Here is a 24,310-nt window from a genome sequence, read left to right as displayed (position 1 = left end):
AGGGGATGAATGAATAATGGAACCGACGGTATGTCCGTGGTGTTATACAGAAATTGTTTGGGATGAAGAGATTGGTCCTGAAGAGCATTGCCCGCACTGCATGAATGAACTGGGCGGTTATCGGACACTGAGCATTCAGATTGATGATGAAGAAGAGGATAACAAGCCAGCCGCTGATCATCTGTATGAAGCTTCGAAGAAAAGCAAGCAGATATCCGCGCCGGCACGCCCGCGTCTTGAATTGGAAGAAGAGGATGACCTGACACCGATCCTTGGCGATCACGACCTGCATGAACTGCCTGCGCTGCGTGTGCTGGATCAATATGAGGAAAGCCATGATCTGCTCGCTTATGAAGAAGGGGTAGAGAAGGTGCTGGACTCGCAGGATCTGGTACTGGAATGCCCGCAGTGCCGGGAATATATGATGCTGACAGGCACACAGCAGGTGGCTGCTGACCAGTTTAATCCGGTGTCTGTTCCTGGAGGTAATTCGCCTATCCTGAAGCCGCCGTTCGCGGTCCAGGTCTACATCTGCTCCGGCTGCTTCCATGTACAGCATACCTTGTCTGAAGCTGACCGCCTTCGCCTAATTGAGGGCCTGAGCCAGACCCGAAAATAAATAATCATCTTTCCCTTCCAATCGGGACATTCTAACACGAGGCTCGCAGGTTGGAATTTCCGGCTTAAGGGGGGAAAGGGATGGCAAAAGCTCTTGACGGACAATCCATTCTGCTGCTTGCAGTGAATGGATTGTTTGTGTTGTCCGGAGCACTATCCGGTACATTCCTGAATATTTTCTTGTGGAAAAGCAAACAGGATTATGCCATGATCGGCTGGTTTACCATCAGCCAGCAGATCGCGCTCGGTCTGACTTTTTGGATCGCGGGCAAATGGGTGAAAGAGCATAACAAAATGAATTCGCTGCGCGTGGGAACCGCTTTATCCGGCTTGTTTTATCTGCTGGTGCTGGTGGCCGGCCAGGATGCTGTACAGTATATCTGGCCGCTGGGTCTGCTGCTCGGCGCAGCTCTGGGCTTTTTCTGGCTGGCGTTTAATGTGGTTACTTTTGAAGTAACGGATACCGGGAACCGGGATCTGTTTAACGGATGGATTGGCCTGCTCGGCTCCGTCACAGGGATTGTGGGTCCCTGGTTCTCGGGATGGATTATTTCACGTATGCAGGATGATGCGGGATACCGGCTTATCTTCACGATATCGCTGTGTATTTATGGGGTAGCCGTTGTATTCAGTTTTTTTCTCAAGAAGCGGAAGCCGCAAGGGAACTACCAATGGGGAGAACCGGTCCGTGAGCTGGCGAGGCCCGGAAGTCCCTGGCGCCGGACCGCGTTGGGCCTGGCTGCACAGGGGCTGCGTGAAGGCGTGTATTCCTTTCTCATCGTGCTTCTCGTCTATGAGGCCACCCGGCAGGAGTGGAAGCTCGGCCAGTTTTCCCTGATCACTTCGGCCGTCTCTCTTGTCACATTCTGGGTAGCAGGCAAGTGGCTCAAGCCCCGCTACCGTTATGCTGGCATGCTCGCCGGCGCACTGCTTCTGGCCGGATTTATGGTGCCTCTGCTGTGGAGCCTGAAATATGGCATGCTGCTCATTATGGGTATCGGGACGGCTGTGGTTATGCCGCTTTATCTGATTCCGATGGTCTCAGTCAGCTTTGACTTGATGGGTACCAGTCAAGAGAATGCTGAGAAACGGGTCGAGTTGATGGTGCTCCGTGAGCTGTGTCTGATGTCAGGCCGGCTGCTCGGAATTTTTCTGTATGTGGCGGTGTTGTCCGTAAGTGACACACCAAAAACGGTGACCTGGCTTATTGTAGGACTAGGATTTGCACCGGTTCTAAGCTGGTTATTTATGCGGCAGCAGCTGAAGGAAATCAGAAAATAGAGTGAGGGTTACATATTTTGCAGACGACTGGGAATGATAAACTCCGGTAAAACTTTGAATTCAAGGAGGCAGTCAAATATGCAATCCAATACGATGCAGCCGCTCACAGCCAAAGAGCTGGAATATATCGTTGACTCGATTTCCAACGAGGAGCTCCTGATCAAACAGTGTGCCGCTACAGCGTCCTGCACACAGAATCCATCGGTTCAACAGCATCTTCAGCGGTATATCCGTACCCATGAAGAGCATTTGAACGCATTGATCGGTGCGCTGGATCATCACCGTCATTTGGCTCCGACACAACCCCAATCCTAATTACGAACCAGGGAGGATCAACTATGTACACAACGACCGGCAATGGTTCCTTTATGCCTGAAGAGGATTTGCTCTACACTATTTTGGCCGATTTGAAAAGAACCGTTCGCGAGTACACAACCGCAACCACAGAATCAAGCTGTCCAGCCGTCCGCAAGCTATTCACGGATCTGACAGGGGATACGCTCCGTCTTCAAGGCGAATTATACCAGCTGATGCAGCAAAATGGTCAATACTCCACCGCATCCAAGGCGCTTCGCCAGGAATTGGACAAGCAGCTCCAATCGGCTCAGCAGACTCAGCAAAAGGTTCGCAGCTTTGTACAGCAGAAGAGCCAGCAGATGCCTGTGGGCTTTCATGCACAGTCAAGGTTCGATCAGACAAGCCAGAACAACCCTTACTACATGTAGAGCCTTCCGGTCTGTAGGGCTCGAAGGTACCACCAACCGTGCGTTTCTCCTTAGGAGTGGCGCACGGTTTTTGCTTTGCAGCCGCGTCAAATTAATGTAATATTAGGTTTAATCTCTTCTCACTTTACAGTGAAGAAGCGCTTGGAGGGCATTTCATGACAGAACTTAACGGTTTGAAGTTTAAAGTGCTGGAATTATTGAAGGAAGATGCAAGAAGAACACCTGCCCTGCTGGCCACCATGCTTGGTGCAGCCGAAGAAGAGGTGAAGAGCGCCATTGAGGAGCTTGAGAAGGAACATGTGATTGTTAAATATGCAGCCGTAGTGAACTGGGATAAGGTGGATGACGAGAAGGTAACCGCCCTGATTGAGGTGCAGATTACCCCGGAACGGGGACGCGGATTTGAAGGGATCGCCGAACGGATCTACCTTTACCCGCAGGTGAAGTCCGTGTATCTCATGTCCGGCGCCTATGATCTGCTGGTTGAGGTTGAAGGCCGTAACCTTCGTGAAGTGGCTAATTTCGTCTCGGAGAAACTGTCTCCGATTGACTCGGTATTATCGACCAAAACCAATTTCACGCTCAAAAAATATAAGCAGGACGGGATTATTTTTGAAGACAAATCAGACGACAACCGTCTCATGATCTCGCCATAAAGGAAGATGAATCATGATTATGAATGAATCAAGAACAGGACAGCAGACGAAATCCATGAACTCCTATCTGGCTCCACTGGTGCAGCAGATCGCGCCATCCGGAATCCGCAAGTTTTTTGACCTGGTGGGCGAGAATAAGGACATTATTACACTGGGTGTCGGAGAGCCGGACTTTGTCACCCCTTGGCATATGAGAGAAGCGTGCGTGTATTCGCTAGAACGCGGGATGACCAGCTATACCTCAAATGCAGGAATGCCGGAGCTTCGGGAAGAAATCAGCCGTTATCTGGAGGACAGCTTTCAGATTAAGTATGATCCCAAGGATGAGATCATTGTGACGGTGGGCGGTAGCGAAGCCATCGATCTGGCGCTGCGTGCCCTGATTACACCCGGGGATGAAATTCTGATACCGGAGCCGTGTTATGTTTCTTATTCACCGATTACGTCCATTGGCGGCGGTATTCCGGTAGGGATTGAGACCTTTGCCGAGAACGATTTCAAGCTGACGGCTGAAGCATTGGAAGCCAGCATTACACCACGTTCCAAGGTACTGATTCTGTGTTATCCCAGCAATCCGACGGGAGCTACAATGACCTATGAAGATTGGCTGCCGATTGCTGAAGTCGTTGAAAAACATGATCTGATTGTCATTTCTGATGAAATCTACGCCGAACTGACTTACAACCAGCAGCACGTGAGCTTTGCAGCGGTGCCTGGCATGATGGACCGTACCATTCTTGTCAGCGGATTTTCGAAGGCGTTCGCCATGACCGGCTGGAGAATTGGGTATACCTGTGGTCATCCTGACCTGATCTCGGCGATGCTGAAGATACATCAGTATACGGTAATGTGCGCACCGGTGATGGCACAGGTAGCCGCGCTGGAAGGACTGCGCAACGGAATGGAAGAGAAAGACCGCATGGTAGACTCTTATAACCAGCGCCGTCGTCTTGTTGTACAGGGCTTACGTGACATCGGACTGGAATGCCATGAACCGCAGGGGGCTTTTTATGCTTTCCCGAGTATAACAAGCACCGGACTATCCTCCGAGGAATTCTCGCAGCGTCTGCTTGTGGAAGGCAAGGTAGCCGCTGTTCCGGGTACGGCATTCGGCCTGGGAGGCGAGGGCTTCATCCGCTGTTCCTATGCCACTTCGGTAGCACAGCTGACGGAAGCATTGGATCGTATTGGCCGCTTTGTGGCTAAACTTAAGGGTTGATCGGGTTCTAGGCTGCTGTCTCTCCTTTAACAATTGGGTTATTTTTACTTCATTGGGTAATATAACAATGAATCATCTTTTATTTCTAATGATCTGTGCTATAATTTGATTCTGGAAGTGAGACTGGATGTTCCAGAAGGAGGGATGGCCTTGTTTAACGCTGAATATGATCGTTTGTGCCTTTCCTCACTGGAGGCTGCTGCAGACCGGAATAATACTCATTGGCGGGAGAGTACGGGGGATATATTGAATCCGGCATTTTCGCTGGAGGATGAGATCCGGGATCTCCGTCTTCGGATGGAGCAGTTATTCCAGCAGGAACAGTCCTTTACTTCAGAGATTGTTATCGAAATCAGCAGCAAGCTTGATCTGAAAATTAACGAGTATATGAAATCAGCTTCCAAGCAAAGATAGCAGGCTGATGGCTCGGTTCAGGAGGCCCCGTTCGGGGCCTCCTTTTTTTGCCGATTCCAATTGTGATATATTGAACGTATACGATGAAGGAGGCTGTCAGTCATGAGAAAACCGGCTTTATTGCTGGGCGTGCTTGTCTTGCTGCTTGTATTGGCCGGATGCGGCGGCAAGGAAGATAAGATAAGGGTTTTTATTATTGATAATGCCGGAGATCCGTCTGCCATTCAGGAACAGCTGCAGAAGAAGCTGCAGGACAAGCTGGGAAGTGAACCTCAGGTGGAGGTCTCAACCAGTGCGCTGTATGATAAGCAGAAAATTTTTCTGGAGTATGCCGCCAAGGAGAATGATATCTTCATTCTGCCCGAGGAGGACATGAAGATGTATGCTCAGCAGGGTTCCAGCCAGCCGCTGGAGGACACTTTTGATGCAAAGGCTTACCCGGAAGGCTACTTTAAGGGCGGTGTCTTCAGTAATGATGACAGTAAGGCCAATGACGATGGAATGGTTATGGAAGAGCATCTGTTTGCCATTCCGGTATCGAAAATGAAAATGTTCAAGGATCTCCAGTATGCGCAGAAGGGCTTGCTCGCGACGGTTACGATTTCTTCCGAGCATTCGGAGGATGCCAAAAAAGTGCTGAAAGCGATGACAGAATAAACGGATGCTGACAAGCAGACAGCAACAATGAACGTGTTATAACTGCCGGGTTACCGGAAAAAGGAGAGCTGAGTATGGGGATTTATACACGCACCGGAGATGAAGGTCAGACTTCGGTTATCGGCGGACGTGTCTCGAAGGATGACATCCGCGTAGAGGCCTATGGAACGATTGATGAACTGAACAGCTTTGTAGGACAGGCTATCAGCCTGAGTGAAGGAGAGCTGTTCAATGACCTGCGGGAAGAATTGACTCAGATCCAGCATGAACTGTTTGACTGCGGATCCGATCTGGCTTTTGTTAAACTGGGCGAAGGGGATTACAAAGTCAAGGCGGAACGGGTAGACCAGCTGGAGCAGTGGATTGATCTGCATCAGGCCGAGAATCCAGAGCTGGAGCGCTTTATTCTGCCGGGCGGCAGCCTGCTGGCCTCCACCCTGCATGTATGCCGGACTGTCTGCCGGCGGGCCGAGCGCCGCACAGTCACACTTGCGGCCCACACAGAGATTAACCCGGATGTGCGTCGTTATCTGAACCGGCTGTCCGATTATTTCTTCGCAGTGGCCCGTACCGCCAATGTGCGTCAGCAGATACCGGATATTGAATATATCCGCAGCAAAAAGGTGTTTCGCAGTAAATGAGCCAGCTGTATTACGCACCGATCACTTACATGATTCCACCTGAAGAAGAAGGCTTTATGCTGAAGACGATTCTGCAGAAGCGCATGGATGTCTCCCGCAAGCTGCTGTCCCGCCTGAAACAGACAGAGCAGGGCATTATGCTGAATGGAGAACGTGTCTATATTAGCAGCCGGGTCCAGGCAGGGGACCGGGTTGAGATTCGGATGGCACAGGAGACCTCGGATGACATTTTGCCAGAGCCAATTCCATTCGATATTCTCTATGAAGATGACCACCTGCTGATTGTGAACAAAGCGGCGGGTATCATTGTTCATCCGACCCATGGACACTATACAGGAACGCTCGCCAACGGAGTCGTTCACTACTGGCGGTCCCAAGGGGCGCATTACCGCTTCCGTCCGGTTCACCGGCTGGATCAGGAGACGACGGGTGTGCTGGCGATAGCCAAAAACCCTTACGTTCATCAGCATATCTCGGAGCAGATGATCGCAGGAACGGTTGAGAAAAGATATTTGGCGATCGTTCATGGTTGTCCTGATCCGGATCAGGGTGAGGTGGAAGGTCCAATTGACCGGGATCCGCTGGAGCCTCATCGCAGGGTGGTGACACCTTCTGGATACGCTGCTTTGACCCGTTACGAGACGCTTGCCGTCTGGAACGGAGCCAGCCGGATCCGGCTGAAGCTGGAGAGCGGGAGGACCCACCAGATCCGGGTTCATATGACCCATATCGGCTGTCCGTTAATTGGTGATAAAATGTATCGGCTCGAAGAACAGAATCTGCCGGCAGCAGCTGCGCTGGATACGTCCATCGGGCGCCAGGCGCTGCATGCTTCGGAGCTGGCTTTCGTTCATCCGGTTACCAAAGAGCGGATGATCTTTGAAGCGCCGCTGCCGCCGGATATGGAGCAGCTTGAAGCTCTTTTGGACCAAGGCTATTCTGTGTAAAGATGCTAAACGTCTAATTAAAAACTTATACTTATATCCAAAGATATGTGCTGCAGATATTAAGGAGGACCCACAACGATGAGCGAGCTTCACGTCTATCAATACTCCAAATGCGGCACCTGCCGCAAAGCAGTCAAATGGCTGCAGTCCCAAGGACATGAACTGGAGCTGACTGAAATTTTCGAGAATCCGCCCGGTAAGGAGAAACTGGCTGAAATGATTTCCAGCAGCGGGCTGGATATCAAAAAGTTCTTCAATACAAGCGGTGAAGTTTACAAGGAAATGAAGCTAAAGGATAAGCTGCCGGGAATGACGGAAGATGAGCAGCTGTCACTGCTGGCATCGAACGGACGGCTGATTAAGCGCCCGATCGTGACAGACGGCAGCAGGGTGACCGTAGGTTTTAAGGAAGAACAATTCCAAGAGATATGGAGCAAGTAAGAGGCGGTGATCCGTCTCTTTTTTTGTCTTTATGTACATGACCCAGACCCATTAAATGATATAAAATACCCGCGCGGAACCGCCCATTTGAAGTCAGGTTTGTGCTATACTTGAAACTCAGTGCTCACGGAAATGAGCCAATTCAATGAGAATGGAGCGACCTGATCAAGTGACTGAACAAAAACAACAATCCTTAATGCTGGTTGACGGGATGGCATTGTTATTTCGCGCATATTTTGCAACCGCATCTAGCGGATATATCCGCCGTACCAAGGATGGTTTGCCGACGAATGCAATCTATGGCTTCATCCGTTATTTCTGGGATGCGGTGCAGACATTCGATCCAAGTCATGTGGTCTGCTGCTGGGATATGGGAGGCCAGACGTTCCGCGGTCAGGAGTTTGCAGCCTACAAAGGCAACCGTGCGGATGCTCCTGATGAGCTGGTGCCGCAATTCGCACTGATTCAGGAGGTTATGGACAGCCTGGGGATTCCGAATATTGGTGCTGCTGGTTACGAGGCCGATGACTGCATCGGTACACTCAGCCGTTACTACAGCCAGGAGATGGACGTCATGATTCTGTCCGGAGACCACGACCTGCTGCAGCTGGTGAATGACCGTACCCGTGTAATCATTATGAAGAAGGGCCATGGCAACTATATGGTCTATACCCCGCAATCTTTGTATGAAGAAAAAGGCCTGCGGCCTGAACAGATCATAGATGTGAAAGGCCTGATGGGAGATGCGAGCGACAACTATCCAGGTGTACGCGGCATTGGCGAGAAGACGGCTATGAAGCTGGTACAGCAGTATGGATCCGTTGAAGGGATTCTAGCCCATCTGGATGAGCTTACCGCTTCGGTGCGGAGCAAGATCGAGAACGATCTGGACATGCTGCATCTTTCCCGCAAGCTGGCGGAGATCAAATGTGATGTTCCGGTTGCCTGCAGCCTGGACAGCTGTCTGCTGACACTGGATCATGGTCAGGTCGCTTCGAAATTTGAAGAGCTTGAAATGAAGAGTCTTTGTTCGTGGATGGGCCTGGCCATCGTATAACCCAACCAGGTAGGAATAATAAAAGATACCCCGCCAGCCAGCCTTCTCAAGTGAGAGTTCTGGTGAACGGGGTATCTTTTTTGGATACATAAGAAGGGCTGCAGAGCTGGCTACAGGGCCGGCCACAACCAGCGCAGCAAAGCCATAGCCAGGATGCCGACAGTGACTGCAGCGAGCAGGCTGCGGGTAATGGCCGCGGCTATGATCGTCAGCGCCGCTGCCATCAGTCCCCCGATGTGGGGGGCGAATCGGCCTTCATCCAGCAGAAGCTCGGCACCCAGCAGGGCCGCCAGCACGGCCACAGGGATGTAGTTCAGCCAGCGCAGAGCGAGCTGCGGAAGCTGAGCCTTGCTGAGCAGAATCAGGGGCAGCACTCTGGGCAGAACGGTAACAACGGCTGTACCGAGTATCAGCCACAGAAAACTCATGCGGATGTCCATCGTTCCAGCCACACCCCCACACAGGCTGCCGCAACAATGGCAGCGAAAATTCCAACGCTTTGCGGCATGACCAGCACGCTTGCTGTCACAGCCAGCACGGCGGCAGCCGCAACAGGCAGATCACGCAGGTATGCGGATCGCTCGGCCAGCTGCAGGACGAGCAGGCCGAGGAACATAGCGACAAGCGCGAAATCAAGGCCGAACCGTTCCGGCTGCGTAATCCAGTTTCCGAGCAGAGCCCCTGTTAGATTAGCGATGAACCAGTTCAGATAGGCGGCCAGATTCAGGCCGAACATCCAGCGCCCGCTGGCTAACGTCCGGCCGGCAAGCCGGGAGCTGGCGACACCGAAGGTCTCATCGGTAAGCAGAACGCCCAAGGCTGCATTCTTCCAGCCGGACAAATGCTTGAAATAGGGCGCGAGGGCCGCGCTCATCAGCAGATGACGGGCGTTGACCAGAAAGACCGTAGCAATAATGGCTGCCGGCGGCGCCGAGGCAGCCACAAGTCCGGCCACGATAAATTGTGCCGAACCGGCATACAGGATCAGCGACATCAGGCCGATCTCTGCTGGAGACAGACCTGCCGTACGGCTTACAACGCCTGCTGCAAGGCCGATACTCCAGTAGCCGAGGATGGTCGGAAGACAGTCCCGGATTCCCTGCCGGAAGGGACTGTGCTCCCATTCCGCAGGCGGGTAGGCACTTCCACTTACATTCATAATAGCTCCTTTACTGTCTGCCGAAATGGCGCGACACGAACATTTTATACAATATGATAGGATGGCAGGAGAAGAGCGTCAACCCTTGCGGCGGAAGGACAGAAGGGAGAGATGGCAGCCTGTGAACTCTGAATCGGGAAAGCTGACCCGCAATGAAACTTATGCAAGGACACGGTTATATACTATAATGAATTTTAACTTTAACGGATTCTAACTAGGAAGGTCAGAGGGCAGTCATGCAAGCCATGCCTGAAACGATATACATAGAGAGATCGATTAGGGGGAGTAAAAATGGTAAGATACCGGCGTTATTTTATGGGTGGACTGGCAGCCCTGCTGATCGCAGCCGGAACAGGCTGTTCCGCTGAGCGGACGTCAACCTCCGGGCAAGCTGCTGGCATTTCCCCGAAAACACCCACCATAGAGTTAACCGTCTCCGCCGCGGCGAGTCTTAAGGAAGCCATGGATCAGGTTGAGCAAAAGTATAAGTCGCTCCATCCGGAAGTAAAGCTTGCGATAAATCTGGCATCATCCGGCACCCTGCAGAAGCAGATTGAACAGGGGGCTCCAGTAGATGTGTTTATCTCGGCCGGGGAGAAGCAGATGAATCAGCTGAAGGAAGAGGGCCTGCTGAAGGACGGAACAGATCATAACCTGCTGCAGAATGAGCTTGTTCTGATTACACCTGCCGGCAGAGCCGGCGTGAAGGAGCTGCAGGATCTGACAGGAACGGGGATTACTCATATTGCAGTTGGAGAGCCTGAATCGGTGCCGGCAGGCGGTTACACCAAACAATCACTTGAGCATGCCGGACTGTGGGGCGAGCTGTCACCGAAGCTGATATTTGCCAAAGATGTCCGTCAGGTGCTCACCTACGTGGAGTCAGGCAATGCGGATGCTGGTTTTGTCTACAAAAGTGATATTCAGGCTGCCAAAGGCATAACAACAGCCCTTACAGTGGATCCGGCTTCCCATGACCCTATCAACTATCCAGCAGCGGTGATCAAGGCCAGCAAGCATCCGGCAGAAGCCGAGGAGCTGCTTAATTATTTGCACAGTGATGAAGCGGCAGACATGTTCAGAGCTGCAGGCTTTGGCTTGGAACAGCCTTGATGGTCGGACTGGCACAACTCCAGCAGGAGATGTTCTGGGAGCCGGTATGGATATCGCTCAAAACGGCATTCGTCTCCAGCGTAATTGTGTTTAATCTGGGGATTTTGGCCGCATGGGGATTGACCTTCCGTAAATTTCCGGGGAAGATATGGATAGAGACGTTCATCATGCTGCCTCTGGTACTGCCGCCGACCGTCGTCGGTTTTATTCTGCTAATGCTGCTTGGGCGACGAAGCTGGGTAGGGCGCTATCTGGAGGAGCTCGGGAGTCAGCCGATTGTGTTCAGCTGGGGGGCGACCGTCATTGCAGCGGTGGTGGTGGCCTTCCCATTAGTTTATCAGACAGCTAAATCGGGATTTCTATCCGTTGAAGAAGATCTGCCGGCATCAGCAAGATCGATGGGTGCAAGTGAATTTCAGATCCTGCGGCACATTCTGCTCCCGTTGACGGTGCGGAGTCTGCGGGCCGCCTTTATTCTCGGATTTGCCCGTGCGATCGGGGAGTTTGGGGCGACATTGATGCTCGCTGGCAACATTCCGGGAAGGACACAGACGCTTCCGACTGCCATCTATGTTGCGGTAGATTCCGGCAATAACCAAATGGCCTGGGCATGGGCGGGCATCATCGTTGTGTTCTCCTTCCTGCTAATGCTGTTTACGGGCAGCGGAAGGAAGTCCCGGTAGAACGGCTCCATTCATGAATCGGAAGGAGACTCTTAATGAAAGCAGTATACGAATCCGGCGTAACTCAGGTCCTGTCGGTCAATGCAGGTATGCCGCAGAGTATGATGAACGGAAGCCACACTTTTGAGACGGGAATCATCAAGAGGCCGGTTGAAGGCGAGCAGACATTGTCCCTGGAAGGACTGGCCGGAGACGGTCAAGCTGATCTGAAGAACCACGGAGGGCCTGATAAGGCACTGTGTGTCTACGACAGATCCAGATATGCCTTTTATGAGGAGAGGCTTGCGCGTGAACTTGATGCAGGCGCTTTTGGCGAGAATTTGACCGTCAGCGGTTTGGATGAGGAACAGGTCTGTATTGGGGACGTTTACCGTCTGGGAAGCGCTATCGTTCAGCTCAGCCAGCCAAGACAGCCGTGCTTCAAACTTGGGGTACGCTATAATTTCAAAGAGCTGCCTGTCCTGTTTCAGCAGAGCGGGTATACAGGGTATTATTATAGAGTGCTCGAAGCAGGGACCTTCCAGTCCGGCTGTGAGCTCGTTCTCTTGGAGCGGCCTGAGGACAGCATGACGGTCATGCAGGCAAATCGGATCATGTATCACCGCAAGCAGGATGCGGAAGCAATCCGGCAGCTGCTTGGTATACAAGCTTTGTCTGTGTCATGGAAGCAGCAGCTGCAGAAGAGACTGGACAGCCTGGAGACGCTGGCGGATTAAGTGCAGTGATAACGGACTGCTGTTGATGGTGGATGTGACGCAGCGACAAGAAGAAATGAAGAAATAACAGATGGGGAAGACCTATAGGAGGCGAAGCAGCAGAGATGGCTATTTTGGGAGCAATTGAGGCTGGCGGCACTAAGTTTGTATGCGGTACAGGCGACGAACAGGGGAATGTGCATGATCGTATCAGCTTTCCAACGACGACACCGCAGGAGACGATGGAGCAGGTCATAAAGTATTTCTCGGACAAAAAAGTGGAGGCCTTGGGCGTAGGCTCTTTCGGGCCCATCGATCCGATTGTCGGCAGCGATACATACGGCTATATTACTTCAACCCCTAAGCCGCATTGGGCACAGTACAACCTGATCGGCAAGCTGAAGGAGCACTTTGATGTACCGACGACCTTTGATACCGATGTGAACGGCGCCGCGCTTGGGGAGTATACCTGGGGAGCGGCACAGGGGCTGGACAGCTGTTTGTACATTACCGTTGGAACCGGCGTTGGTGCCGGGGCAGTTGTGGGCGGCAGGCTGCTGCACGGGCTGTCCCATCCGGAGATGGGACATATTCTGGTCCGCCGCCATCAGGATGATCACTTTGCCGGTTTCTGCCCCTATCACGGCGACTGCCTGGAAGGACTGGCTGCAGGACCGGCCATCCATCAGCGCTGGAACAAGGCGGGAGCTGAACTGGGACCTGACCATCCGGCGTGGGAGATGGAGGCACATTATCTGGCGCAGGCGCTGATGAGCTATGTGCTGATCCTGTCCCCTCAGAAAATTGTCATGGGCGGCGGCGTAATGAAGCAGTCCCAGCTCTTCCCGCTAATCCGTACCAAGCTGCAGCAGCAGTTAAACGGTTATGTTCAGCACCGTTCTCTTTTGGGTGATATCCAGGAGTATATCGTGCCGCCGGCATTGGGTGACAATGCGGGATTGAGCGGTGCGCTTGCGCTCGCGAATCTGGCATTGAAATAATGGGTTGACTAGTTTTCCAAAATTAGGTATTATGGTGCCAACAGGATAGCTCGGCCAAAGAGAGAAGCACCTCTTCTACCACTCGTAGAAGAGGTGCTTTTTGTTGTCCCGGTAACCTGTATATGAAATGTCGGGAGGATGACCCATGCAGATCGTGTTTATGAACTGTCTGTCGAGAACCGTTTCATCAGGCCGGGTGGAGACAGCCCAGGTATGGATTGGAGAGGAAGAAGGCACCTGGAGTCTGGGGTGGAACATGGAAGCAGCCGAAATGGATGATTCCGCCCAGTTGGCGGAGGAACACTGGTGTGAGGGCGGATCCTGGAATGAGCTGCTCTTTATCTACCGCCATAAGCTTGCCGAGAAGCTGACAGAAGGCTACCGGCCGCTAATCGATGGATTTCTCCACGAAGGACTGGAACAGCGAAGCCGCAATCAGACCGTTCAGAGGCTTCACTGCTATAGTGATCTTCATCCGCATGACGAAGTGTACACGGAATTAACCGCATGGAGACGCAGAAAGGCCGCATCCATTCATAAGGCACCGTATCTGGTAGCTAGCAACCGGCTGCTGCGCCTGCTCAGTGTCTTTCTGCCTCAGACCGTCGAAGAGCTGCTGCAGCTTCCGGGTATGGGGAATCATAAGGCATCTGTCTATGGGGAGGAACTGCTGACCATTACCTCTGCTGTGGAACGAAATCACAGCTTTCCGCTGGATTGGGTAGAGGAAAGGCTGGGGGAGGAGGAGTACCAGCAGTGGAATTTCAGACAGCAGGAGCAGAAGTATAAGCAGGATCTGGAGCGGTTCAGGCAGCGCGAGATTGTGCTCCATGGAATGGAGCGCGGTCTAAACCTGGATGACATCAGCAGTGAATCCGGCGTAGTAAGACGGGAGCTCGTAGAGATGCTTGAACAGATTGAGAAGGAGGGCGGCAATACCGATCCTCTGCTGGAACGGGAACTGACCGCGGTACCGGAACAGGAGCTGCTGGCCATTTGGAGTGCATACGACGAGCTGGGGGATACCTTTCTGAAACCAGTGATGCAGCGTGTGTACGGAGAGGAAAGCCATGTCAGCGGAGGTCTGGATGAACGGTATGAACGTTTGCGGTTGGTCCGGATCCGTTATCGCCGGCGAGAAGAAGCGAAAGCAGACGCAGGTTGAGCTTGATCCTAATCTTTGGAATGAGAAGGAATCGCGGATGAAATTACCTTGAGATCCAGATCATTGCATACACAAAAGCGGTGGCATCTCTTTTTGAGATACCACCGCTTTATGAATACGGAGCTGAGGTAAACGTTCAGATCCAGTCTTTTTTGCGGAAAATATAAAACATCGTCAACCCTAATGTCACCATGACGCCAATGACGAAGAAATAACCATACCGGGTGTGCAGCTCAGGCATATGGTCGAAGTTCATTCCATAAATACCTGTGATCACGGTCAACGGCATGAAGACAGTCGTTATGGCCGTAAATACACGCATGATCTCATTCGCACGGTTGGCAATACTGGATTGGTAGGCCTCGCGCAAGTTGCCCATCAGATCGCGGTAAGTGTCAAAGGTTTCAGCAATTTTTACTGCATTTTCATAAACGTCGCTAAAATATTTCTGGAGCTGGTCATCAATAAGGCGCAGGTCTTTTTTGTTCAGCGTATTAATAACTTCCTTCTGCGGCCCCAGCATCTTCTTCAGCCATAAAATCTCGCTTCGCAGACCAATGATCTCGTTCAGATGAGACTTCTTCGTATGCATCAGAATGTCTTCTTCAAGTTTCTCAATGCGGATTTCAATCCGGTCACCGACCAGGAAGTAGTTGTCGACAATCAAGTCAATTAGCAAATACATGAGCCGGTCAGGCTGGCTGACCTCCTGCTCCCACAGAATCGGCTTCAGCATGCGCAGCTCGTTAATTTTCTGTTTGGTTACCGTAATGATAAAGTGCCGTCCCAGGAAGATATTCAGTGCACGCAGAAAAATTTCTTCATCGTCAAAACGGATGCTGTTCACAACAATAAAATAATGGCTCTCGTAAATTTCAATCTTCGGGCGCTGTTCTTCATCACTGAGACAATCCTCTACAGCCAGATCATGCAGGGAAAACAACGGCTGCAATACCGCCAGGTCCTCCACGTCAGCATCAATCCAATAAAATCCCTCAAGGGGTGCAGTCAGTGCCTGTTCGATGTCATCGACCGGCGTAAACACTCCGTTGTTCACCAACCGAATTTTCATATGTCCCACTCCTTATGCTCTCATCCGCCAGGGATCAGAGGTTTCAATAATGCGGTCGCATAAGAAGCTGGACTTCGGCTGACGGGTGCAATTCACCAGGAATCTGTCTATATTACCAGATGGTCTGCTGGCTGGCCGAAGTCCATTCTATGCGATTATTCACGTACCACTGCCTACTCGGACTCGGGTCGCCTTCCATTCTGGTTCACCTCTCCAGGGTTGGATACTGTGTGGCGACGGCTTAATGCCGCATACCTCACAGCTCGGGAAATACTATGTCCTGCAAGGGATAACCCCAAACAGCACTTGTCTAGTATACCGCTGTGTTTCCAGCCTTTCAAGGACAAAAAATCCCTCTTCAAGCCTCTGTTCACCATACGTAAGGGACCCGGAAAAGGTGTATGTATTCAATAAAATTTGCACGCGATATCTTGACGCCTATCATGATTATGAATTAAAGTAATTACAAATCATTTGTAACCAGCAGGTTGTGCATATTTATTCAGATGTCAAGCTTCGAATGAGCATATATATAGACCCAGATCTTTGAATCCATCTATATATTGTACCCAGAAGCGAAGATGCCGAATGATGCAGCGTGCTCAAAACCAAATATGAATAAGCGAAATCTTATCAAGAGTAGGTGGAGGGACTGGCCCGATGAAACCCGGCAACCGGCGATACGTCGCACGGTGCTAATTCTTGCAGAATCATGATCTGAGGCGAGGAGCCGCAGATTCATGATCCGGGAGATGAGAGAGGCGCATATAGATACGTAATATATGACCTTTCTCAATTGAGGAAGGTCATTTCTTTATGCCCGGTCATCCAGCTCCGACACGCAATGAACCAGATTTACTATTCATCATGAAATGGAGTGAAAGGTAAATGCCAATCAAGATTCCCGATACATTGCCAGCCAAAGAGGTGCTGACAGGGGAAAATATTTTTGTCATGGATGAAAGCCGGGCTTACGAGCAGGATATCCGCCCGCTTCGCATTGCGATCCTGAACCTGATGCCGACGAAGGAGACGACCGAGACACAATTGCTTCGTCTGGTAGGCAATACCCCTCTACAGGTCGATATTGTGCTCGTCCATCCACAGTCCCATACACCGAAGAATACTTCGCAGGAATATCTCAAGATGTTCTACAAGACGTTCGATGAGATACGCCATCTCCGTTTTGACGGTATGATCATTACTGGCGCTCCTGTGGAACAGCTGGACTTTGAGGACGTCACCTACTGGGATGAGATTCAGGAAATCTTTGAATGGACCAAACATAATGTCACTTCGACTATGCATATCTGTTGGGCTTCCCAAGCGGGGCTGTACCACCATTTCAACGTTCCTAAATATGGACTGGACAGCAAATGTTTCGGTGTCTTCAGTCATACCGTTAACCGCCCGCACGTTAAGCTGATGCGTGGTTTTGATGAACTTTTCCATGCTCCTCACTCCCGTCATACAGAAATCCGCCGTGAAGATGTGGAAGGGATCTCCGGACTTGAAATTCTTGCAGAATCAGAAGAAGCCGGCGTTTTCCTGGTGGCCACCGAAGACGGCAAGCAGATTTTTGTCACCGGACATGCTGAATATGACCCGTTGTCCCTGAAGTGGGAATATGAACGCGATAAAGCGAAAGGGATGGATGTAGAGCTGCCGAAGCACTACTTTCCCAACGATGATCCAACCCGTACGCCGCCTTCCACCTGGAGGGCGCATGCCAATCTGCTCTTCGCCAACTGGCTGAACTATTATGTGTATCAGGAAACACCCTATGATCTTGGCCATATTATCTAATCGCTGACAGGAGGAAACAGTCATGGAGCAGGGAAAATCCAGTTTCAGAATCGAGAGTAAATTAGCACAGATCGGATCGGTGAACGATCCGGCTACCGGCGCGGTCAATTTTCCAATCTATCAATCTACAGCGTTCCGCCATCCCCGCTTAGGGCAAAGCACAGGCTTTGACTACATCCGCACCACGAATCCGACAAGGAAGGTGCTTGAAGAAGCCGCTGCAGCCCTGGAGAATGGAGATGCCGGTTTTGCCTGCAGCTCAGGCATGGCAGCACTCCAGACGGTATTCGCCAAATTTGGTCAGGGAGATCATCTGATCGTGTCTCTGGATCTGTATGGAGGGACCTATCGTCTGCTGGAGCAGATTATGTCACGCTTCGGCGTAACGGCATCCTATGTGGATACCAATGATCTGGAAGCACTCGAGAAGTGTAGACAGGACAATACCAGAGCGGTGTTCATCGAGACACCGACCAACCCGCTGATGATGATTACGGATATTGAAGCGGTAGCTGGCTGGGCACAGCAGTACGGGCTGTTAACCATCGTAGACAATACGCTTCTGACCCCGTTCTTCCAGCGGCCGCTGGAGCTGGGCGCTGATATTGTCGTCCACAGTGCAACCAAATATCTGGGCGGTCACAATGACGTGCTGGCAGGTCTGATCGTAACCAAAGGTGCCGAACTCTCGGCCGAAATCGGATTCCTGCATAACTCCATTGGTGCGGTATTGTCGCCAAGCGACAGCTACCAGCTGATGAAAGGGATGAAAACGCTGGCGCTGCGGATGGAACGGCATCAGTATAATGCAACAGAGATCGCTACGTATCTGCAGAGCCATCCGGCGGTAGCCGAAGTTTTCTGCCCGGGACTTGAAGGCCATCCGGGTTATGACATCCAGCGCAGGCAGTCCAGCGGGAATACGGGAATTTTCTCATTTAAAGTCAAGGATGCCCGTTACGTAGAGCCGCTGCTCCGCCATATCAAGCTGATCGCTTTTGCCGAGAGTCTGGGCGGTGTCGAGTCACTCATGACCTACCCTGCCGTACAGACTCATGCGGACATCCCCCTGGAGATCCGTGACGCCATAGGCGTCGACGACCGTCTGCTCCGCTTCTCTGTGGGGATTGAGCATAAGGACGATCTCATTGAGGATCTGCGTACTGCTTTGGAAGCGGCAAGGCTTGAGATTGAGGGAGGCGGCAGCGTATGAGCGGACAGCAGACAGGAGCTGGCGAACAGCAGCCTCACAATCAGCGTGATCTGAAATTTGCAACGAAGCTGCTTCACTTTGGGGCAGAAATTGATGAAGCGACAGGTGCCTCCAGTGTGCCGATCTACCAGGCGTCTACATTCCATCATCACGATATCTATAATCCTCCTGTGCATGATTACAGCCGCTCCGGCAATCCGACACGGCAGGCACTGGAAGACTATATTGCTCTGCTGGAAGGCGGGGCGAGAGGGTTTGCTTATGCTTCCGGGATGGCTGCCATATCCAGTACATTCATGCTGCTGTCGTCAGGTGATCATGTGATTGTTACAGAGGATGTCTACGGCGGTACCTATCGTCTGCTGACAAGTATATTGAACCGGATGAACATCGAGAGCACCTTTGTGGACATGACAGATATAGACCAGGTTAAGCAGGCCCTGCAAAGCAACACGAAAGCGGTATTTATGGAGACACCGTCCAATCCGACTCTTAAGATTACGGACATTGGCGCGGTCACAGCCTGGGCCAAGGACAACAACCTGCTGACCATGCTGGACAACACTTTCATGACGCCGTACTATCAGCGCCCGATTGAGCTTGATGTTGATATCGTGCTTCACAGCGCGACAAAATTTCTGGGCGGGCACAGCGATGTGTTGGCAGGACTGGCCGTGGCCCGGACCGAAGAGCTGGGCCGTCAGCTGAAGATGCTGCAGAACGGCCTTGGTACCGTGCTTGGGGCACAGGAATCCTGGCTTCTGATGCGGGGCATGAAGACGCTGGAAGCCCGTATGGCCCACAGTGAGATCAGTGCACGCAAGCTGTCCCGGTGGCTCAGCGAACGGAGCGATATTGCGCAGGTGTATTACCCGGGGCTGGAGAATCACCCGGGCCGTGAAATCCATGAACGCCAGTCCAGCGGCTACGGTGCCGTCGTATCATTTGATGTGGGCACCGGAGAACGGGCCAAGCAGGTTTTGAGCAAGGTTCGTCTGCCGATTGTGGCTGTCAGCCTGGGTGCCGTAGAAAGTATTTTATCCTATCCGACGATGATGTCACACGCGGCAATGCCGGCCGATGTGCGGCATGCCCGCGGTATTGGTGACGGGCTGCTCCGTTTCTCGGTAGGACTTGAGGATATTGATGATCTGATCGCGGATCTGGAGCAGGCGCTTCAGAACTAAGGAAGAGATATGCATTTAACACTATTCGGTTGCACTTTCCTGCCCATGGAGCGTAGGGACCTAAGAAACTGTACAGTTCTGTGTGCTTAGGGCTGGAAGGTGCTGTCAGGACCGGTGTAAAGTGCAGCCATACCAAATTGTGACACAAACAGCACCGTTTTGTTTAGGTGCTGTTTTTCACATGCCAGCTGTGTTAGGATGATAGTATATTGTTCTTTATATATCTAAAATTTCATATATTTTTATAAGTAAAGGAGGCCGCACATAATGAGTACTGTAGATCAGGTTCTCGATAAAGCCCTGCGGGGTGAGCGACTCAATCTGGAAGATACAATTGTGCTGTTTGAATCAAATGAAGTAGAGAAAATTGGGGACGCGGCCAATGTAATCATGAACCGCATGCATCCGGAGAAAGTCAAAACATTCGTGATTGGACGAAACATTAACTACACGAATGTCTGTGACGTTTTTTGCCGTTTCTGCGCTTTTTACCGCAGACCCGGATCCGATGAGGGGTACGTACTGCCGGATGAGGTCATCTTTCAGAAGATCAAGGAAACCGAAGATGTGGGCGGTACCGAAATTTTGATGCAGGGCGGGGTCAACCCGGAACTGCCGTTCAGCTATTATATTGATCTGCTCAAGGCGATCAAGGAACGTTTCCCGAATATCACCATGCACTCCTTCTCTCCGGCCGAGATCCAGAAGATGAAGGACATTTCAGGTTTGACGCTGGAAGATACCATTCGTGCGATCCATGAAGCTGGCCTGGATTCTCTGCCTGGCGGTGGCGGTGAAATTCTGGATGACCGGACACGCCGCAAAATCAGCCGTTTGAAAGGCTCCTGGCGTGACTGGATGGACGTCATGCAGACCGCTCACAAAGTAGGCATGAATACGACAGCAACGATGGTTATCGGCTTTGGTGAATCGATGGAGGAGCGTGCGCTTCACCTGATCCGTGTACGGGATGCTCAGGATGAATGCATCCAAAACCAATATGATTCCGAAGGCTTCCTTGCGTTCATCCCATGGACCTTCCAGCCGGATAACACGAATCTGAAGAAGGAACGTCAGACGCCGGAAGAATATCTGAAAACGGTGGCGATCAGCCGACTGGTGCTCGATAACATCAAACACATCCAATCCTCCTGGGTGACGATGGGTCCTGAAGTGGGCAAAAAGTCGCTTTATTACGGCTGTGACGATTTCGGCAGTACCATGATTGAAGAGAACGTGGTATCCGCAGCAGGTGCGACTCATAAGGTAAACATTGAATCGATTTTGGAGCTGATCCGAGAGACGGGCAATGTGCCTGCACAGCGTAATACCAAATACGATATCTTGCGCGTATTTGACGAGAGTAATAACGTGGAACGTGATTTTATCATGCAGAACTAATCGTTTTTTGGATGCAAAAGAGCCCTTTCTCTTGATCAAGAGAAAGGGCTCTTTCTAATATCGTTCGGGCATGTGTTCCACTTCAACCCACTCGGCGAGCGGATCCATGTTTTGCACAATAGATTTAAATCTAGACAGCTCCCAGACATGAATCTGATAGAGCAGGAGCTGCTTATCTGGCTGTGATTCGTGTGCTTTCTTCTCCGACGGCTCGGAGCGCAGACGCTGGTGAACAGCCGCAGCCACCTGTTCGGCATGATGGGTAATTACACAGACCGGCCGGGTCCATCCGTTAAACACAATGGAAGCTGCTTCATATGCAGCCAGGCAGCCGATCGCCGAATAGAGAGATTGGCTCCACCCTGTCAGCCATCCCGTGAGCGTAAGCGGGAGCAGATAAGCCGCGATCAGCCAGGGGGAATCAGATCGGCCCTGATCGGTGCGAAGCAGTCTCCTGCTGATCGAGAAGCGGAACAGCCCTCCGCTCAGACTGTCCAGCAGCCCGCCGCAGCGTGCCATCAGTCCTGCGCCCCAGCCAAGCAGCGCTCCGCCGGCCAAGGCGGATGCCAAGGGATGCCCGCTTAGAGCAGGTACCGGGGAGAGCAGCAGGGCCATTCCCGAAAAAGCGAGCATTCCAGGCAGGACATAGAGAAGCAGGTGTCTGGAATAACGGAAATACCAGAGAAGCAGAGGCAGGTTGAGCATCAGCAGGACAACCCCGAATTGAGCCTCGGTGTGGTGTGAGATTAAACCGGACAGGCCAGTGACCCCGCCTGCGATCATCTGATGGGGATGCAGGAAAAGCTCCAGTCCTGCAGAAGCCAGCAGGCCGCCGGTTACAGCGAGAATGATTTTTTTGCGGACAACCTGCAAATGTTCCAATATTTTCATAAATGTTCAGCCTGTTCCAAGAGCAACTGCATGGCCGTACCTCCTTCACAAAGCGTGATGACATTCATGTTAATGTTCAGGTGATGTCCTTTCCTGGGATCGCAGCCTAGGATCTTTGAATTTAAAAATTTTATTAAGCATATTGAAGATCGGTTTCGACTGTTTGGTCAGCAGCGGCCCCAGAATAGCTAAGACCAGGACATAAAGGGCGGCAAATGGCTGTAATATTTCTTCCAGTCCGCCATCCTTGCCGAGGTTTGCCATGATAATGGAGAACTCACCGCGGGATACGATAGTCAGACCGATATTGGCTGAAGCTTTGGGGGACAGCTTGGATGTCTTGCCTGCCAGCATTCCGGCACTGAAATTTCCGATAAGCGTTACAATGACTGCAGCAATGGCGAGCCAGACCGCGCTGCCGCCCAGTGCAAGCGGGTCGATCGATAAACCGAAGCTGAAGAAAAACACAGCCCCGAAGAAGTCACGGAACGGCATAATGAGATGCTCGATCCGTTTGGCATGCTCGGTCTCTGCAAGCACGAGGCCGACGAGAAGGGCACCGATCGCTTCAGCGACATGAATGGTCTCCGAGAAGCCGGCCACCAGGAATAAGGAGCCGAAGATGACCAGAGCGAACAGCTCATTAGAGCGGATGCGCAGTATCCGGTTGAGCAGCGGCACTGCTTTACGGCCGACAATGATGACCATCAGCATGAAGCCCAGAGCGATCCCTGCTGACATCAATACGCCGCCGATGGATGAGGAATCGCTCAGCACCAGACCGGAAAGGATGGAAATATAGACGGCCAGGAAGACGTCCTCAAACATAATGATGCCAAGAATCATTTCCGTCTCAGGATTGGCGGTTCGCTTCAGATCAACCAGAACTTTGGCAACAATAGCGCTGGATGAAATCGTGGTAATGCCGGCAATGACTAGGGTCTCAGCAACGGCAAAGCCGCTGAGGAAACCTAGTGCCAGACCAAGTGTGAAATTAATGCCGATATAGATGGACCCGCCGACGACGATGGAGCGGCCGGATTTAATCAGACGTCCTACGGAGAATTCAAGTCCCAGATAGAACAGCAGGAACAGGACACCGATTCTGCCCATGAAGTCAATAAAGGGTGCACTTTCAATAAAGCGGAAATCAAAATGCCATAGCTCCATAGCGTGCGGCCCGACCGCCATCCCGATCAGGATATAAAAAGGGATGACGGAGAAACGCAGTTTGGCAGAGATCAGCCCCGCCGCCGCGATCAAAACGATCGCGAGTCCAACTTCAAATACCAGATGATCCATAGGCTTACCCGCCTCCGTTCATCAGGATCTGCTTGAACCGCTTCTGCTGATCACGTTCACCGATTGCCACAACAGTAGCATCTGCGGATAAGATGACCTCGGGTCCGGGATTAATATGCTTTTGATTTTTGCGTTCTGTGACCGCAATGATGGTGACACCGGAGTTCTGACGGACATCCAATTCACCTATAGATTTACCGGCACAGTAATAATGCGGCTCTACGGTATACCATTCCAGAATCAGATCGTCAAAAGCCATTTCGACATTCTCCAGCTGTTTCGGCTTGTAGGTCATGCCGCCGATCAAGGCTGCAATTTGACGGGCTTCCTGGTCTTCGAGGGTAATCATCGAGATGCTCTGATCCAGATCCTCGTATTCAAAATGGTACATTTCTCTTCGACCATCATCGTGGATGACAACGACCAGACGGTCGCCGCTGGCTGCGTCCAGCTGATACTTCATGCCGACGCCTGGCAAAATGGATTCGCGAATATTCATTTGTGAATTCCTCCCAATTGTTGTGATTGACAACGAAACAAGGCTTCGTCATAAACGGAACCTGATGGGAGGTTTAAGCCACAAAACGAGAGGTGTATTTAATGGGTTCAAGAAATAACCGCCGTTTAAGCAGACGGATAACGGGATGGAAATGCAGACGCGGCGCAGGAAAGCGCAGCAAGGGGATAAGCGGAATCAGCAGGAAGATCAGCGGAAGTGACCGTAAGGTCAATGTCAGCTTCTGCATAGCAGTGGAATTGGAGCGGATAACCGGTTTGTTCTGGGCTTCGAGGCGAAGCACATTCACTTCGGAGGTGGCGGAGGAAGATTCGGCCACAATAACGGCTGTCGGATCCTCCTGAATCAGGATTGGACAAGAGAACATCTGTGTCAGACACAGCACGGCCAAGATCAAGACGCGCAGCATCGCAGGCAAACGTTTGCGGTTCATCCAATCCCCCCAGTCT

The 24,310-nt window shown here is 51.7% G+C and carries 28 protein-coding genes and 1 riboswitch; of the genes, 21 read left to right on the top strand and 7 right to left on the bottom strand.

What is annotated here, in order from left to right; translation table 11 throughout:
* Positions 1 to 16 precede the first annotated feature (16 nt).
* From Q5741_RS13440 to Q5741_RS13385, 12 genes are all read left to right on the top strand, one after another.
* A complete protein-coding gene (locus tag Q5741_RS13440) occupies positions 17 to 619 on the top strand; it encodes a hypothetical protein (RefSeq protein ID WP_305024609.1) in 603 nt (200 codons plus the stop codon).
* An 80-nt stretch (positions 620 to 699) separates the two neighbouring features.
* Positions 700 to 1,899, top strand: a complete 1,200-nt coding sequence (locus Q5741_RS13435; protein WP_305024608.1) for an MFS transporter — start codon at positions 700 to 702, stop codon at positions 1,897 to 1,899.
* 78 nt (positions 1,900 to 1,977) lie between these two features.
* Positions 1,978 to 2,214 (top strand): hypothetical protein, encoded by a 237-nt coding sequence (locus Q5741_RS13430; protein WP_305024607.1) that lies wholly within the window; start codon positions 1,978 to 1,980, stop codon positions 2,212 to 2,214.
* Between the two features lie 23 nt (positions 2,215 to 2,237).
* Positions 2,238 to 2,624, top strand: coding sequence for a spore coat protein (locus tag Q5741_RS13425; RefSeq protein ID WP_305024606.1), 387 nt, complete (start codon positions 2,238 to 2,240; stop codon positions 2,622 to 2,624).
* A gap of 155 nt (positions 2,625 to 2,779) precedes the next feature.
* Entirely contained in the window at positions 2,780 to 3,280 is a 501-nt protein-coding gene (locus Q5741_RS13420; protein ID WP_305024605.1) for an Lrp/AsnC family transcriptional regulator, read from the top strand.
* 13 nt (positions 3,281 to 3,293) lie between these two features.
* A complete protein-coding gene (locus tag Q5741_RS13415; protein ID WP_305024604.1) occupies positions 3,294 to 4,499 on the top strand; it encodes an aminotransferase class I/II-fold pyridoxal phosphate-dependent enzyme in 1,206 nt (401 codons plus the stop codon).
* Between the two features lie 144 nt (positions 4,500 to 4,643).
* Entirely contained in the window at positions 4,644 to 4,913 is a 270-nt protein-coding gene (locus Q5741_RS21675; protein WP_407074362.1) for an aspartyl-phosphate phosphatase Spo0E family protein, read from the top strand.
* Positions 4,914 to 5,015: 102 nt separating this feature from the next.
* Positions 5,016 to 5,570 (top strand): hypothetical protein, encoded by a 555-nt coding sequence (locus Q5741_RS13405; protein ID WP_305024603.1) that lies wholly within the window; start codon positions 5,016 to 5,018, stop codon positions 5,568 to 5,570.
* Positions 5,571 to 5,644: 74 nt separating this feature from the next.
* Entirely contained in the window at positions 5,645 to 6,211 is a 567-nt protein-coding gene (locus Q5741_RS13400; RefSeq protein ID WP_305024602.1) for a cob(I)yrinic acid a,c-diamide adenosyltransferase, read from the top strand.
* A complete protein-coding gene (locus tag Q5741_RS13395) occupies positions 6,208 to 7,158 on the top strand; it encodes an RluA family pseudouridine synthase (RefSeq protein ID WP_305024601.1) in 951 nt (316 codons plus the stop codon). Before Q5741_RS13400 ends, Q5741_RS13395 begins: the two co-directional genes overlap by 4 nt.
* Positions 7,159 to 7,236: 78 nt before the next feature.
* Positions 7,237 to 7,599, top strand: coding sequence for an arsenate reductase family protein (locus tag Q5741_RS13390; RefSeq protein WP_305024600.1), 363 nt, complete (start codon positions 7,237 to 7,239; stop codon positions 7,597 to 7,599).
* Positions 7,600 to 7,750: 151 nt separating this feature from the next.
* Complete coding sequence (locus Q5741_RS13385) at positions 7,751 to 8,656, top strand: 5'-3' exonuclease (protein ID WP_407074361.1); 906 nt, start codon at positions 7,751 to 7,753, stop codon at positions 8,654 to 8,656.
* Between the two features lie 110 nt (positions 8,657 to 8,766).
* Here the strand turns inward: Q5741_RS13385 and Q5741_RS13380 are convergent, their stop codons facing one another.
* Together Q5741_RS13380 and Q5741_RS13375 are read right to left on the bottom strand one after the other, a co-directional pair.
* Positions 8,767 to 9,096, bottom strand: coding sequence for an AzlD domain-containing protein (locus tag Q5741_RS13380; protein ID WP_305024599.1), 330 nt, complete (start codon positions 9,094 to 9,096; stop codon positions 8,767 to 8,769).
* Positions 9,081 to 9,815, bottom strand: a complete 735-nt coding sequence (locus Q5741_RS13375) for an AzlC family ABC transporter permease (protein ID WP_305024598.1) — start codon at positions 9,813 to 9,815, stop codon at positions 9,081 to 9,083. Before Q5741_RS13375 ends, Q5741_RS13380 begins: the two co-directional genes overlap by 16 nt.
* Before the next feature lie 291 nt (positions 9,816 to 10,106).
* Here Q5741_RS13375 and modA point away from each other — a divergent pair, with 291 nt between their 5' ends.
* From modA to Q5741_RS13350, 5 genes are all read left to right on the top strand, one after another.
* A complete protein-coding gene (modA, locus tag Q5741_RS13370) occupies positions 10,107 to 10,928 on the top strand; it encodes a molybdate ABC transporter substrate-binding protein (protein ID WP_305024597.1) in 822 nt (273 codons plus the stop codon).
* Entirely contained in the window at positions 10,928 to 11,611 is a 684-nt protein-coding gene (gene modB / locus Q5741_RS13365) for a molybdate ABC transporter permease subunit (protein WP_305024596.1), read from the top strand. The genes modA and modB overlap by 1 nt, the downstream gene beginning before the upstream one ends.
* Before the next feature lie 35 nt (positions 11,612 to 11,646).
* The gene (locus Q5741_RS13360; RefSeq protein WP_305024595.1) at positions 11,647 to 12,327 is read left to right on the top strand and encodes an MOSC domain-containing protein; all 681 of its coding nucleotides are present in this window, start codon (positions 11,647 to 11,649) and stop codon (positions 12,325 to 12,327) included.
* A 104-nt stretch (positions 12,328 to 12,431) separates the two neighbouring features.
* Positions 12,432 to 13,307, top strand: a complete 876-nt coding sequence (locus tag Q5741_RS13355) for an ROK family protein (protein ID WP_305024594.1) — start codon at positions 12,432 to 12,434, stop codon at positions 13,305 to 13,307.
* Positions 13,308 to 13,452: 145 nt separating this feature from the next.
* A complete protein-coding gene (locus Q5741_RS13350; protein WP_305024593.1) occupies positions 13,453 to 14,472 on the top strand; it encodes an HRDC domain-containing protein in 1,020 nt (339 codons plus the stop codon).
* Positions 14,473 to 14,608: 136 nt separating this feature from the next.
* Here the strand turns inward: Q5741_RS13350 and corA are convergent, their stop codons facing one another.
* A complete protein-coding gene (corA, locus tag Q5741_RS13345) occupies positions 14,609 to 15,544 on the bottom strand; it encodes a magnesium/cobalt transporter CorA (protein ID WP_305024592.1) in 936 nt (311 codons plus the stop codon).
* Positions 15,545 to 16,171: 627 nt separating this feature from the next.
* Positions 16,172 to 16,303, top strand: a riboswitch (SAM riboswitch).
* A 129-nt stretch (positions 16,304 to 16,432) separates the two neighbouring features.
* Between corA and metA the strand changes: the two genes are divergently transcribed.
* From metA to mqnC, 4 genes are all read left to right on the top strand, one after another.
* Positions 16,433 to 17,350 carry a homoserine O-acetyltransferase MetA gene (metA, locus tag Q5741_RS13340; protein ID WP_305024591.1) on the top strand — a complete coding sequence of 306 codons (918 nt, stop codon included), beginning with the start codon at positions 16,433 to 16,435 and terminating at the stop codon, positions 17,348 to 17,350.
* A 22-nt stretch (positions 17,351 to 17,372) separates the two neighbouring features.
* Positions 17,373 to 18,563: a PLP-dependent transferase gene (locus Q5741_RS13335; protein ID WP_305024590.1), complete on the top strand. Its 1,191-nt coding sequence runs from the start codon at positions 17,373 to 17,375 to the stop codon at positions 18,561 to 18,563.
* Positions 18,560 to 19,750 carry a trans-sulfuration enzyme family protein gene (locus tag Q5741_RS13330; RefSeq protein WP_305024589.1) on the top strand — a complete coding sequence of 397 codons (1,191 nt, stop codon included), beginning with the start codon at positions 18,560 to 18,562 and terminating at the stop codon, positions 19,748 to 19,750. Before Q5741_RS13335 ends, Q5741_RS13330 begins: the two co-directional genes overlap by 4 nt.
* A 267-nt stretch (positions 19,751 to 20,017) precedes the next feature.
* Positions 20,018 to 21,151, top strand: coding sequence for a cyclic dehypoxanthinyl futalosine synthase (mqnC, locus tag Q5741_RS13325; protein ID WP_305024588.1), 1,134 nt, complete (start codon positions 20,018 to 20,020; stop codon positions 21,149 to 21,151).
* Positions 21,152 to 21,205: 54 nt separating this feature from the next.
* On the opposite strand, the gene Q5741_RS13320 is transcribed toward mqnC, so the two are convergent.
* The 4 genes from Q5741_RS13320 to Q5741_RS13305 all read right to left on the bottom strand — a co-directional run bounded on the left by Q5741_RS13320 (position 21,206) and on the right by Q5741_RS13305 (position 24,294).
* Entirely contained in the window at positions 21,206 to 22,042 is an 837-nt protein-coding gene (locus Q5741_RS13320; protein ID WP_305024587.1) for a YitT family protein, read from the bottom strand.
* A gap of 69 nt (positions 22,043 to 22,111) precedes the next feature.
* A complete protein-coding gene (locus Q5741_RS13315; protein WP_305024586.1) occupies positions 22,112 to 23,344 on the bottom strand; it encodes a cation:proton antiporter in 1,233 nt (410 codons plus the stop codon).
* A gap of 4 nt (positions 23,345 to 23,348) precedes the next feature.
* Entirely contained in the window at positions 23,349 to 23,843 is a 495-nt protein-coding gene (locus Q5741_RS13310; RefSeq protein ID WP_305024585.1) for a cation:proton antiporter regulatory subunit, read from the bottom strand.
* Positions 23,844 to 23,916: 73 nt separating this feature from the next.
* The gene (locus Q5741_RS13305) at positions 23,917 to 24,294 is read right to left on the bottom strand and encodes a hypothetical protein (RefSeq protein WP_305024584.1); all 378 of its coding nucleotides are present in this window, start codon (positions 24,292 to 24,294) and stop codon (positions 23,917 to 23,919) included.
* Between the last annotated feature and the right edge of the window lie 16 nt (positions 24,295 to 24,310).

It is taken from the genome of Paenibacillus lacisoli (assembly GCF_030580655.1).
Classification (GTDB): Bacteria; Bacillota; Bacilli; order Paenibacillales; family Paenibacillaceae; genus Paenibacillus; species Paenibacillus lacisoli.
Note: the sequence above shows the minus strand (reverse complement) of the source record. Positions and strands in the feature narration are given on the sequence as shown.